This is a genomic window from Mesorhizobium sp. WSM4307 (assembly GCF_007003945.1).
In the GTDB taxonomy this organism is placed as follows: Bacteria; Pseudomonadota; Alphaproteobacteria; order Rhizobiales; family Rhizobiaceae; genus Mesorhizobium.
In genome coordinates this window covers 50911-64668 of sequence record NZ_VFTB01000013.1, presented here as the reverse complement: position 1 = coordinate 64668, position 13758 = coordinate 50911, and the positions used below count along the sequence as shown (strand labels likewise).

Annotated in this window: 7 protein-coding genes; 2 read left to right on the top strand and 5 right to left on the bottom strand. The window is 60.8% G+C overall.

The window, feature by feature from the left end; genetic code table 11:
- Positions 1 to 309 precede the first annotated feature (309 nt).
- Together FJV83_RS28720 and FJV83_RS28715 are read left to right on the top strand one after the other, a co-directional pair.
- Positions 310 to 534, top strand: a complete 225-nt coding sequence (locus FJV83_RS28720; protein ID WP_095794089.1) for a helix-turn-helix domain-containing protein — start codon at positions 310 to 312, stop codon at positions 532 to 534.
- A 772-nt stretch (positions 535 to 1306) separates the two neighbouring features.
- Positions 1307 to 2995 carry an LTA synthase family protein gene (locus FJV83_RS28715; RefSeq protein WP_245437931.1) on the top strand — a complete coding sequence of 563 codons (1689 nt, stop codon included), beginning with the start codon at positions 1307 to 1309 and terminating at the stop codon, positions 2993 to 2995.
- 216 nt (positions 2996 to 3211) lie between these two features.
- Here FJV83_RS28715 and FJV83_RS28710 read toward each other — a convergent pair whose 3' ends face one another.
- From FJV83_RS28710 to FJV83_RS28625, 5 genes are all read right to left on the bottom strand, one after another.
- Entirely contained in the window at positions 3212 to 4516 is a 1305-nt protein-coding gene (locus FJV83_RS28710) for an HlyD family type I secretion periplasmic adaptor subunit (protein WP_095794088.1), read from the bottom strand.
- Positions 4516 to 6261: a type I secretion system permease/ATPase gene (locus FJV83_RS28705; RefSeq protein ID WP_095794101.1), complete on the bottom strand. Its 1746-nt coding sequence runs from the start codon at positions 6259 to 6261 to the stop codon at positions 4516 to 4518. Before FJV83_RS28705 ends, FJV83_RS28710 begins: the two co-directional genes overlap by 1 nt.
- A 28-nt stretch (positions 6262 to 6289) precedes the next feature.
- On the bottom strand, positions 6290 to 12001 hold the full coding sequence (locus FJV83_RS37595) for a calcium-binding protein (RefSeq protein WP_281408800.1): 5712 nt from the start codon (positions 11999 to 12001) through the stop codon (positions 6290 to 6292).
- Between the two features lie 249 nt (positions 12002 to 12250).
- Positions 12251 to 13174 carry a hypothetical protein gene (locus tag FJV83_RS28630; RefSeq protein ID WP_095794083.1) on the bottom strand — a complete coding sequence of 308 codons (924 nt, stop codon included), beginning with the start codon at positions 13172 to 13174 and terminating at the stop codon, positions 12251 to 12253.
- An 8-nt stretch (positions 13175 to 13182) separates the two neighbouring features.
- Positions 13183 to 13758, bottom strand: coding sequence for a hypothetical protein (locus FJV83_RS28625; RefSeq protein WP_142878209.1), 576 nt, complete (start codon positions 13756 to 13758; stop codon positions 13183 to 13185).

Sequence of the window (13758 nt, the reverse complement as noted above, 5' to 3'; positions counted from 1 at the left end):
TTTTTCCTAGCGGGGCGGAAACTGAAACTGTCATCGGGCCGCTTGGCGATGATCAACGACGGCCTCGACTCGCAACTCGTGCCGTGGTCACCGAGCGTTTCGGTTGGCCCAGGTTGACCGACCTTGCACACCCGTTGGCAGTTGATCCGATTTCTATCCAGACATATCCCCTGCTTCTACTCCCCCACTCAGCGGCTTTTATTTCCGATGCACATACCTACTCATGGCCACGCAACTGCATGACCAAGGGTTTGGGAGCGTGCTTGAGCCTGCTCCCATGTTCCCGACGTCGGACATTTGGGGAGCTTGATGGACGACAGGAAGTTTTTGACAGCTGAGGAAGTCTCGGAACGCTATCGCGGCACCATTTCTGTTGGAACGCTGCGAAATTGGCGAGCCAAGAGGATTGGACCGGCGTACGTCAAGCTTGGCAAAGCCGTGTTGTATCCAATTGAGGAACTAGAGACGTGGGATCACAAGAATACAGTGGCGTGCCGTGCGTCAAAGCGATTCAGCATGAACGGCGGTGAGTGAGCGTGGCTAGTGACGGCGGAGCATCCAACACCGCCCCCATAAGCCTCCCCTCACGTTCTCGGGTGTAGAGATTTTTGCAATATCTTTCAACAAGATAGCTTACTGCGAGAGGGAGTTGCACAACGATCCCGCTCGACACCCTACGACCATTGTGGATCACGGTTGGTCACGCTTCGATCCAATTTCCCCTGAAATCATAGATTTGCCAGTTTGCCCAACCGTCGTGCGACGGGTGATAGATCGCAAATATAGCCAGCGACCTGCGAGGGCGTTATCGGCGCAAGACATGCGCCCTTCCCTGCCCCACAACGCAGTGTCGATCTCGCGCCACGGCACCTTTGACAAACTGCTGAGCGCCGGAGCTATCGGCAATCGACGCTCGCTGAAACGATATATTGCTCTCAGAACGGCCCCACTGGCCCGCGATTGGGATGACTGAAATGGGGCCGCAAGCAGACTGTCGGCTGTTGGTGCCCCCCTGGCAAATGCGGAGAGCCGAAATCAAATGCCAACGTCAAGGTTGGTCCTGAACCGCGAGCACTTGTCGGGCACGCTGATGGTCATGAAAGGTGTGAGGCGAGGGTTGGCCGAGGGCCAAGGTGTAACGGTGGAAACCGCCTTGGATCAGTCCTGGCTCGGGCACTATGCAAGGCGTTGTAGACGGCAGAGGGTCGAAACCGAGGCTATTTTCGGGTGATGTATATTAGCGCCTTCTCAAGTAATAGCAATTAGATATCTGCGATTTTTCAGAATTTCATTATAATAGTTTTAAGTGATACTGGATATCAACTTTGCGATTGGCGCATGGGTGCAAAGTATGCCGAAACTTCTTGCGGTTCGTTGCTGGTCAGTTGGTCCATTGGTTAGCGTCGCGACGGTAGGATCGCTCACCTGGCTCGCGTCGCTTATCTATGTTCAGGAGAAGGGGCTGCTTGCGGTTCTCGGCCTGGGGGTTTTGATCGCGCTTCTCTGGCTTGACGGCTTCCGGGACAGGAAGGCGGATCGACAAGGAAGCAGGCGGTTCAGACCTTATTTCTCGCTCTTCCCCTGCCTTCTGTTCCTTGTCTATGTCTATCTGGAAAGCGTCTTCGGCTATTTCGACTGGGGTGCGATGTTCATGCATGCCGGCGCCGGCATGCTTACGCCGGGTGTCGTCCTTGAGTATTTGTGGAATACCGGAAGCACGATGCTGGTTATTTTGGTCGTTCTTCTCGGTCTCGGCGCCCTGAAGGCGCGCGGCACGCTGACCAGAGGATTGGACGTTGCCTTGATGGCGTTCTTCCTGGCGGCAAACCCGATGCTGACGCGTCCGATCGCGGCGGCGATCCATACCAACCCGCTGCATGATTTCCTGTCCCGACGGTTCGTCGATATTATCGCTTTGGCAGAGCCGCAGGTTGCGGTAGCGTCCGTGACGGTCGCGCCAAAAAACCTCGTTCATATTTTCATCGAGAGCGCCGAGCGCACCTACATGAACGAGGCGGAGTTCGGCGACGTCATGGGGCCGCTGCTGGAATTCGACAGGCGTGGCGTTTCGGCGAGCAACATGGTGCAGCTTGCCTACACCAACAACTCCATCTCAGGGATGGTCGCCGCGAACTGTGGAACGCCGCTGCTGATAACGTTCTTCACCTCGCGCCGGTATCTGGAGGAGCATTCGCAATTCCTGCCTGGCCTGACCTGCCTGGGCGATGCCCTGAAGGCGCGGGGCTATCGGCAGAACTTTGTTACCGGTTGGCCACTCAGCTTCACCGGTCAGGGGACATTCTATTCCACCCATGGCTACTCATCGCTTTTCGGGGGTCCCGAAGTGGTGGCCGCCCTCGCCGGGCGCGGCAACAGTTTCGGCGCCGACGACGCCGAAGTCCTCGATCTGAGCTTCGGCATTTTGCGGCGCGCGCAGCGCGATGGCAAACCGTTCTCCCTGACGATCGCCGTCAGTGGCGGGCATGCGATGGATGGCTACCTGACCGACAAATGTATCGGCAAGACGGGACTTTCCCCGCAAGTTCCCAATATCCTCCACGCCGTGAAATGCACCAACATGCTCATTGCCGACTTCATCCACAAAGCCGAGGCCGAAGGTCTGATGGCGAACACCGTTCTGGCGCTGCAAAGCGACCATCTCAGTGCGCCAAGCGCGGTGACGGACCGCCTGAACAAGTATGAAAGACGCAACTTTTTCTCACTGTCGGGAGATGGCATCCCGTCCAGAACATATGTCGGACTTTCGGGCACGATTGACATATTTCCCACCATCCTCGACGCGCTGGGTGTGCCGCCCGCGAATGGCCAGGCTGGCCTTGGCGTCTCGCTGCTTGGGGATCGGCCGACGCTGACCCAGGAACTCGGGCAGGGTCAGTTCGATGGCGCGATCTATGCCGAGGATATCCTCGTCAGGTCATTCTGGCAGCCGAGACCGACACGGTCGGCTACGGCGCCCGAGGCCGGCCCACATTAACGCCACGGGACGCGTCGGCAAGCTGAGATGGCTGGAGCGCGGAGCACTCGATGGTCTTGCCCACATCGCCGCGAATTTGCCAGACTGCAGCGGGTTGTGATGGCGATCGGCGGGCGTCGGCTCCGCTTTCTAATCTCGCCAAACCGCGGCCTGACAATCAGCAAAGCGGCCCAAAGGCAGCCCGCCTGAAGAGCGCAAACTGGCGACGCAGGAGCGTCACTCTTCCCTGAACGCGCGCTGTATCTGATCGGCCAGAGGTTTCACCAAATAGGACAGCATGGTTCGGCTGCCGGTGGAGAAGAACGCCTCGACAGGCATGCCCGGCGCCAGGGTGAGGCCCTTCAGTTTCTTCAGTTCCGTGCGCGGCAGGCTGACGCGAACCGTGTAGAAGCCAGCGCCACTGCGCTCGTCGACGCTGAGATCGGCGGAGATCTCGTTGACCACGCCGTTCAGTTCCGGCGTCACGCGCTGGTTGAATGCTGAAAGCTTCAGGGCCACGTCCTGCCCCAGCGAGAGCTGGTCGATGTCCTGCGGGGCAATGCGAGCCTCAACGGTCAGATCATCCGCCACCGGCACCACGAGCATGATCACCTCGCCCGGCGAAATGACGCCGCCGATCGTATGGACGGCAAGCTGGTGGACCACGCCATCCTGCGGACTGCGGATGTCGATGCGCTTGAGCTGATCCTCGGCGGAAACCTTGCGTTCGACGAACTCGGATATTTTGCCCTGAACGTCGCGCAGCTCGGTCGCGACCTCGCTGCGCAGATCCTGGTCGACCTGGATGATCTGCAGCCGGGTTTCGGCGATGCGGCCCTTGGCCTGTGCAATCGACGCCGTCAGTTGTCCGTGTTCGCCATCGAGCCGCACCGCGTCGCGCTCCAAGGCCGTCATGCGGTCGATTGAGACCAGCTTCTTGAGCCAGAGCATGCGGATGCTGTCGAGCTCGGTGCCGATCAGTTCTATCTCCCGGCTTTTGGCAGTCCGCTGCTCGGTGAGCCCCGAGGCCTCCTCGGCAAGCTGCGCGATGCGCTCTTCCAATTGCGCCTTCTGTCCGGCGCGAGCCTGGCGGCGAAACTCGAACAGCGACTGTTCGCCGGCCATGGCGCGCTCGACGCCAGGGTCATCGCGCCTCGATGTCAATGAAGCGGGAAAGACAATGTCGGCATGGTCGTCGCGCTCGGCTTCGAGGCGGGCGAGACGCGCATCGAATTCATCGAGCCCCTTGGTGACGATCGCCAGATTGGCGCGGGTGACGGTTTCGTCGAGACGGATCAGGACCTGCCCGGACATCACGGCATCGCCTTCACGTGCTAGAATGGCGCCGACCACGCCACCGGTGGGATGCTGCACCTTCTTGACGCTGGAATCGACGACCAGCTTGCCCGGTGCGATCACCGCGCCGGAAAGCTCGGTCACCGCCGCCAGGCTGCCGGCGCCACCGACAAGAAAGATGCAAGCGGCCACACCGCCAAGCAAATAGCGCCGGATGGTGCGATCGATGGTGGGAGCCACAGCCATCAGGACACGTTCTCTTCAGGCGCGGGCACGACTTTCAACGGGACACCGGCCGGCCGGGTGACCTTGTTCAGAACCTCGTTCTTCGGCCCGAAGGCCTGGACCCGGCCATTGGCCATGACCAGGGCCTGGTCGAGGCTCGCCAGCGCGCTTGGGCGATGCGCCACCACGACGGCGATGCCGCCGCGGGCGCGAACACCCTGGATCGCCTCGGTCAGGGCGGCCTCGCCTTCGGCATCGAGGTTCGAATTGGGTTCGTCGAGTATGACCAGGAACGGATCGCCGTAAAGAGCCCGCGCCAGCGCCACCCTTTGCCGCTGGCCGGCCGACAGGGCCGATCCGGCCTCGCCGATGTGTGTTTCGTAGCCTTCCGGCAGATGAACGATCAGGTCGTGCACACCCGCCGCCCGGGCGGCCGACAAGATCCTGTCCGAGGACGCCTCGGGCTCGAAACGCGCGATGTTTTCGGCAATGGTGCCGTCGAACAGCTGCACATCCTGCGGCAGATAGCCGACATGCTTGCCGAGCTCCTCCGGCGACCACTGGTCAAGCGTTGCACCGTCCAGCCTAACGGCGCCGCGCGCTGGCAGCCAGATGCCGGCAATTGCCCGCACCAGTGAGGATTTGCCGGAAGCACTTGGCCCGATGATGCCGAGGCCAGCGCCTTTTTCCAGCGCAAAGCTGGCATCCTGCACGACCACGCGCCGCTCGCCCGGCGGCGTGACGCTGATGCCTTCGACGACAAGGGCTGAAACCGGCGCCGGCAAGGAAACGGTCGCCGCGGCCTCGGGAAGCAGCGCCAGGAGCTGGGTGAGCCGCGTCCAGGCCTGGCGGGCGGTGACGAAGCTCTTCCAGTGCGCGATGGCCAGTTCGATCGGCGCCAGGGCCCGGCCCATCATGATGGAACTCGCAATCATGATGCCGCCCGTCGCCTCCTGGTGAATGACGAGCCACGCGCCGATCGCCAGTATGCCCGATTGCAGCATCATGCGCAGGATCTTGGAAATGGTTCCGAGCGTGCCGGCGAGATCGCTCGCCTTGGCGTTGGTGCCGAGATAATCGGCGTTGATATCGGCCCAGCGGGAGGCGATGCGCGAGCCAAAACCCATCGCCTGCAGTACCTCGACATTGCGCCGTGTCGCCTCGGCCAGCGTGTTGCGTGCGGCGGCCTGGCGGTTGGCTTCCTTGGCGGGTTCGCGCGTGCGGGCCTCGGCAAGCAGCGTCAGGCCAAACAGGATGATGGCGCCGGCGAGCGCAGTCATGCCAATCCAGAAATGGAAGAGGAAACAGATGCCGAGATAGAGCGGCATCCACGGCAGGTCGAAAAGCGCAGTCGGCCCCGCGCTCGACAGGAACGACCGCACCTGGTCGAGATCGCGCAAGGATTGCAGGCCATCCCCCGCGAGCTTGGTGCGCAAGGGCAGTCGCATGAGTGCTGAATAGACCTGGCCGCTCAGCCTGGCATCCAGCCCCATGCCGATGCGCACCAGGAGCCGCGACCGGATGAGCTCGAGCACGCCCTGGAAAACAAACAGCGTGCCTGCAAACACGGCAAGCCCGACAAGCGTCGGTACGCTGCGGCCGGGAATCACGCGGTCATAGACCTGCAGCATGAAGAACGAGCCGGTCAGCGCCAGTATGTTGACGACACCGCTCATCAGCGCAATGCCGGCGAAGGCACGCCGGAAGGAGCCAAGAACCGCCGCGAGGGTCGTTCGCGGCGGCTCTGATGGACGGGACTGCGGCATCGCCTTCAAGTGAATTCCAGTTCAGGCATCAGGCGGCAATGAACTGGAAATCGTCCTGATGAAGATTTGCCAGCGCAACATTCTTCAGGGTCAGCGTATTGCCGGCGTCGTGGGTTATCACCGTGTCGGCGCCGACCTGGCTGGCGGCAGCGAGCACGGAGGCGAAGTCGGCGAAGACGTCGTTGCCGAACTGGATAATATCGTCGGACGCGGCTCCAGCGGTGAAGTCCGTGATGGTGTCGAGACCGAAGCCGGCCTTGAAGATGAAGGTGTCGTTGTCGGCTCCGCCCGACAGAAGGTCCTGACCACCTCGCCCTTCAATCGCATCGTTTCCGGCGCCACCGAGGAGCATGTTGGCCGATGCGTCTCCAAGAAGGGTGTCATTGAAAGCGGACCCAATGACGTATTTGATGTTCGTCAACGTATGCGTTTCGCTGGTCGCGAACACAGTATCGCTTGTGGGAAATGTACCTGCGTAGTGCACGGATTGAGCACCAGGCTGCGAGATCGCGTCCTGTAGTGTTGCAGATGCTGACAGTTGCTGGCTAGTCACGACGATGTCAAAGTCGCTGAGCCTGTATGAGTAATCTGGCCAGTTAAATACGACAATCTTGTCGATTGTAGCGGTTTGTCCAAGGTCGACTTGCCACCATTCCCCAACGTTGGGCGTTCCTGTGTGACTCACGGAACCGTGACTGAAATCTCCATCGGTATTCCCGTCGTTGGCGCGGCCGGCATCGCCTCCCCATCCGGTCGTCTTCTGGCTCGCTATGCCAGTCAGTGCGACATTCTGCCCGTTTTCGAAGACCTGCACTTCGGCAAGAGAAAGGTAGTTGCCATTGGTCTGGTAGACGCGGACGAATTGCCCGACCAGGGCCGCATGGTTCACGACCGTAGTTCCAAGCGCCAGATCGACCGTTACCGCATCAGAATTCGACGCATAACTGACCGTCGCGTTGGCCCGTTCAACCAGATCCGCCCTGCTCCACGTCGTGCCGTCGGCGAAGACGACCTTGTCGACGCCTTGGCCGTAATAGTCGTTGAGCGTATCCTTGAGCAGCACCGAGCCGCCGTCGCCGGCGCCCGGCGCGCTTTCGGCAATCACAACCGTTACGTCATTGCCGTTGCGCACCAGGCTCACGGCGGAAGGGTTGATGTCGCTGAACACCAGCTGGTCGTTGGAGCCGCCGTTGGTCCCTTCGAAAATGGTGTCGTTGCCGTCGCCACGGGCGTAGAGGTACGTGTCATCGCCACCAGCGCCATTGAGCGTGTCGTTGCCGGCATGGCCCCGGATCGTATCGGCGGAGTTGAAGCCGGTGATGGAGTCGTTGCCGGTGGTTCCGGCCTGATCCAGCAGTTTGACCCTGATGTCGGCCCGGGTCCATGTCGTGCCGTCAGCGAAGACGACCTTGTCGACGCCCTGGCCGTAGTTCTCGTCGAGGCTGTTCTTGAGCAGGACAGATCCGCCATCACCGGCGCCCGGCGTGCTTTCGGCGATCACCACCGTCACGTCATTACCGGTGCGCACCAGGCTCACGGCCGAAGGATTGATGTCGGTCAGCAGCAACCGGTCGGCGCTGCCGCTGTTCGTGTCTTCAAAAATCGTGTCGTTGCCACCGCCGCGGGCGTAGCGGAAGGTGTCATTGCCCCAAAACCCGGCAAACGTCTCATTGGCAGCAGTGCCGGTCAGCAGCATGTCGCGCAGCTGGGCCCGGGTCCAGATCGTGCCGTCGGCGAAGACGACCTTGTCGACGCCCTGGCCGTAATAGTCGTTGAGCGTATCCTTGAGCAGCACCGAGCCGCCGTCGCCGGCGCCCGGCGCGCTTTCGGCGATCACCACCGTTACGTCATTGCCGTTGCGCACCAGGCTGACGGCGGAAGGGTTGATGTCGCTGAACACCAGCTGGTCGTTGGAGCCGCCGTTGGTCCCTTCGAAAATGGTGTCGTTGCCATCGCCACGGGCGTAGAGGTAGGTGTCATCGCCACCAGCGCCATTGAGCGTGTCGTTGCCGGCATGGCCCCGGATCGTATCGGCGGAGTTGAAGCCGGTGATGGAGTCGTTGCCGGTGGTTCCGGCCTGATCCAGCAGTTTGACCCTGATGTCGGCCCGGGTCCATGTCGTGCCGTCAGCGAAGACGACCTTGTCGACGCCCTGGCCGTAGTTCTCGTCGAGGCTGTTCTTGAGCAGGACAGATCCGCCGTCGCCGGCGCCCGGCGTGCTTTCGGCAATCACCACCGTCACGTCATTACCGTTGCGCACCAGGCTGACGGCGGAAGGATTGATGTCGGTCAGCAGCAACCGGTCGGCGCTGCCGCTGTTCGTGTCTTCAAAAATCGTGTCGTTGCCACCGCCGCGGGCGTAGCGGAAGGTGTCATTGCCCCAAAACCCGGCAAACGTCTCATTGGCAGCAGTGCCGGTCAGCAGCATGTCGCGCAGCTGGGCCCGGGTCCAGATCGTGCCGTCGGCGAAGACGACCTTGTCGACGCCCTGGCCGTAATTGTCGTTGAGCGTATCCTTGAGCAGCACCGAGCCGCCGTCGCCGGCGCCCGGCGCGCTTTCGGCAATCACAACCGTTACGTCATTGCCGTTGCGCACCAGGCTCACGGCGGCAGGGTTGATGTCGCTGAACACCAGTTGATCGTTGCCGCCGCCGTTGGTCCCTTCGTTGATTGTGTCGTTGCCGTCGCCACGGGCGTAGAGATAGGTGTCGTCGCCACCGCCGCCATTGAGCGTGTCGTTGCCTGCGTGGCCGGCGATGATATCGGATGAACCCGTTCCATTGATCGTGTCATCGCCGCTTGTGCCGGACGCCGAAACCAGCATGGCCCTGATGTCGGCCCGGGTCCAGATCGTGCCGTTGGCGAAGACGACCTTGTCGACACCCTGGCCGTAATAGTCGTCGAGGCTGTTCTTGAGCAGCACCGACCCGCCGTCGCCGGCGCCCGGCGTGCTCTCGGCGATAACCACCGTGACGTCGTTGCCGTTGCGCACCAGGCTCACGGCCGAAGGATTGATGTCTGTAAACACCAACCGGTCGTTGCCGCCGTTATTGGTGTCCTCGGTGATGGTGTCGTTGCCGTCGCCGCGGGCGTAGAGGTACGTGTCGTCGCCACCGGCGCCATTGAGTGCGTCGTTGCCCGCGCGGCCCTGGATCGTATCGGCGGTGTTGAAGCCGGCAATGGCATCGTTGCCGGCTGTTCCGGCCTGATCCAGCAGCTTGACCCTGATATCGGCCCTGGTCCATGTCGTGCCGTCGGCGAAGACCACCTTGTCGACGCCCTGGCCGTAGTTGTCGTCGAGGCTGTTCTTAAGCAGCACCGAGCCGCCGTCGCCGGCGCCTGGCGTGCTTTCGGCGATCACAACCGTCACGTCGTTTCCGTTGCGCGCCAGGCTCACGGCGCCCACATCGATGTTGCTGAACCCCAACCGGTCATTGCTGCCATTGTTGGTGTCTTCGGTGATGGTGTCATTGCCATCGCCACGGGCGTAGAGGTAGAGGTCGTCACTGGCCCCACCACTCAACGCGTCATTGCCGGCGCGACCCTGGATCGTGTCGGCGCCGTTGAAACCGACAATCGTGTCATTGCCGCTCGTGCCTGCCCGATCGAGCACCATCACCCGGAGGTCCGCCTGGGTCCAGGTCGTGCCGTCGGCGAAGACGATCTTCTCGATGCCGCGATTGGAAGTGTCTTCCAACGTTTCCTTGACAAGGACCGAACCGCCATCGCCGGCGCCAGGCGCACTTTCGGTGATCATCACCGTCAGGTCATTGCCGTTGCGCACCAGACTGACATTGGCCGGGTTGATGCCTTCCAGCACCAGCCGATCATCGGTGCCGCCATTGATGTCTTCGACGATGGTGTCGTTGCCGTCGCCGCGTTGATAGTGATACTCGTCGTTGCCGCCACCACCGAGAAGAGTGTCGTTGCCCTTACCGGCACGAACCAGATCGTTGCCGGTTGTTCCCGTTATCGTGTCGTTTCCTGCAGTGCCGCCGACGAAATCGATGTTGGCGAACAGATCGCTTTTCGACCATGCCGTGCCCCCGGCGAAAACAACCCCGTCGACACCGCTGTTGGGATACTGGTCCGCATTGTTCTTCAACTGGACGGATCCGCCGTCGCCGGCGCCCGGCGCGCTTTCGGCGATAAAGATCGTCACGTCATTGCCGTTGCGCACCACCGTCACATCCGAGCGGCTGATCCCCTCGAGAACGAGGCTGTCTTGCCCACCGCCGGAAGGTCCTTCGATGATGATGTCGTCACCGTCGCCGCGGGCATAGTGATAGGTGTCGCTGCCATCGCCGCCGGAGAGCGTGTCATTGCCGGTGCCGCCGCGCAGATCGTCATTGCCGGCGCCGGCATCGACAACGTCGTTGCCGGCGCCGGCATTGATGGTCTCAGCGCTGCCGAAGCCAGTGATCGTGTCGTTGCCCGCCGTGGATACCTGGGCGAGGTACATCGCCCGCAACTCCGCCCGCGTCCAGATGGTACCGTCGGCGAAGACAATCTTGTCGACACCTTGGCCATTGTCTTCGTCGAAATTGGCCTTGAGCAGGATCGAGCCGCCGTCGCCGGCACCCGGCGCACTTTCGGCGATCACCAGCGACGCATTGGCGCCGTCGCGGACCAGCGTCACATCCGATGGATTGATCCCGGTCAGGGTCAGCTGGTCACCGGCACCGCCGCCGCTGTCTTCCTGGATAGTGTCGTTGCCGTCGCCGCGGGCATAGATGTAGGTGTCGTTGCCGGCGCCGCCGTAAAGACTGTCGGCACCCTTGCCGCCGGTGAGCGTGTCGGCGCCATCGCCGGCGAAGACCTGGTCGTTGCCGTCGCCTGCGTTGATCGTGTCGTTGACGGCAAAACCGGTGATGACGTCATTGCCCGAAGTCGAGGACTGGGCGAGGAATGCCGTGCGCAGTGCGGCCCGGGTCCAGATCGTGCCGTCGCCGAAGACGATCTTGTCGATGCCCTGATCATAATATTCCTCGAAATTGTCCTTGAGCAGGACAGATCCGCCGTCTCCGGCGCCCGGCGTGCTTTCGGCAATGACGAGCGTGACATCGTTGCCGTTGCGCACAAGGCTTACCGCCGACGGGTTGATCCCCTGCAGTACCAGGCGGTCATCGGTCCCGCCGGAAGCCGCCTCGATGATGGTGTCGTTGCCGTGGCCGCGCGCGTAGTTGTAGATGTCGTTGCCCTTGCCGCCGTCGATGACGTCGTTGCCGGCGCCGCCGGTGATGGTGTCGGCGGCATTGAAGCCGGTGATGGTGTCGTTGCCCGAGGTCGAGACCTGAGCGAGCCAGGCAGCCCGCAAGGAGGCGCGTGTCCAGGCCGAATTGTCGGCGAAGACGATCCTGTCGATCCCGCGATCGGTGACGTCCTCGAAATTGTCCTTGAGCAGGATCGAACCGCCATCGCCGGCGCTGGGCGCGCTTTCGGCGATGACCAGCGTAACGTCGGCGCCGTTGCGCACCAGCGTGACGTCGGCCTGGTTGATGCCGGTGAAGACCAGGCGGTCGCTGGAACCGCCCAGGCTCAGCTCGGTGATGGTGTCGTTGCCGTCGCCCCGGGCATAATTATAGGTGTCGTTGCCTGTGCCGCCATTGAGGATATCGTCGCCCTTGCCGCCGGTGATGGTGTCGTTGCCCGCAAGCGTGTTGACGATATCATCGCCCTCGCCCGCATCAATGATGTCGGCCCCGCTCGTGCCGGTGATGGTGTCGTTCCCGCTTGACATCGGCTATCCCCCTTCCGCCCAGAAACATTAGATATACTTAATGTATTGGATCGATAAAACTCTTACTAAGGTGAGTATTACCGAATTTTTTGGGAATCCAAGCCTCTGCATTACAAATTTATTTCTCATACAAGATTCAGCAGGAAAAATACTTACCGAATTGTTTACTGGCACTAGCTGGCATAGGATTTGGCTACGTCTCTACCCTCTCCGAGAACGAGAGCGGGCCGCTTCGATGCCCGCAATGGTTCAGTGCAGGGTCGCAAGCATATCGGTGACCGACGCACCGAAAATCTCGACGCACCCGCCGACCGCATCACGCTTCGCGCCCGCTTCATCGGCCGCGATTTCGGGATAGGCCGCAATGCGCTGCAGCCCAGCATGCTCGCCCGCGCGGCTTTCGAAGACATAACCCGCGGAACCGGCGATCGGCGACCCACGCCGACTGACGGAAACCTCGATCGTGAAGGCCTGCTCGGGCGTCTTCGCGCTCGAAGGCGTGCCGACCTTGGCGAAGTTGGTGAGAACCGGGTTGGCCCGGCCTATGACCAGATCGCCGCGCCGCGAATTGACCGTGAATGTTCCATAGAGGTCCGGCAAGGGAATCGTACGCAGCCCTGAAAAATCCTGCAACTCGGCCACGGATTCGAAGGGTGCATGCTTGAAGCCGCCCGCGACCTCGATTTTCTCCTGGGCAGCCGCCGCGAAGATGCTGGCGCCGCTGCGGGAATATTCGACCGCGATCGCAAGCCGGTTCGACATCTCAGAGTCGACGCCGAGCGAGGCGAAACCTTGGGCGAGCAGATTGTGATCGGCGGCGTTGAGATCGATCAGCCCCGAATGCCCCTGCAGCCGCGTTACGACAGCCAGGTCGCCGACCGCGCAGGAGATCGGTTCGAAATTCAGCGGCAGCCCGAGATCGGCGCCGTCTCCCGACAACCGCGCCGCCAGCACATTGGTCAGCCCTTCGGCAAGCAGGCCAAGGCGCTGGCTTTCGGTCTCGTTCGAAGCAATCTTGAGCCGGGTCCAGGCGGTCAGGGCGAAGGTCGAGGTGATGGCGGAGACGATGAGGAGGAAGACGAGGACTGCGACGAGGGCGAAGCCTGCGGGTTGCGGAACTAAACCTTCGCAATGGATCGCCCCACCGCTTGTGAGGCCTCCGGGGGAACCCATTCGCAATATCACGCCTTCGTTTCAATGTAGAGTATTGTTTCATCGTCCATCACATTGCAATACATTGCTAATATGTTCTCAAATGGTAAAACATATCTATCCGAAAGAAGGGATTCAACACCGTCCGATGTTACCAACACCGGTGAAAAGAAATTCTCCCTATTGGCGTCGATTGTTTCAAACTTTGCTGCCTCCACTGGAAATAAATAAGTCGGAAAACCTCCGACTGATATTACGTGTCCGCCGGAAATTTCGATACTATGCCTTGACTCTACGCCGACATCGGCGGTGTAGTCAAGAAAGATAATAGACTTAGCGTTATCTGTTTCAATTAAACGTTTAAAATACTTCCTTCTTACATCATAATATTTTTCCAAAATGATTGGATACACGGGGCACGATGTAAAATCATTTATTATATTAATTTGATAGTCTGCGCGAAGAAGAACTCTCGCTTCAATATTTTTATTTTTTAGGACTGAAGTCAATATTGTGTATGACGGAGCCCAGCCGCCAAGGTCGTCAATGAAACGTTCAATCTCGTCCCTACTCAGTGTTCTTTCCGTGTCAGCCTGAACGGTCAT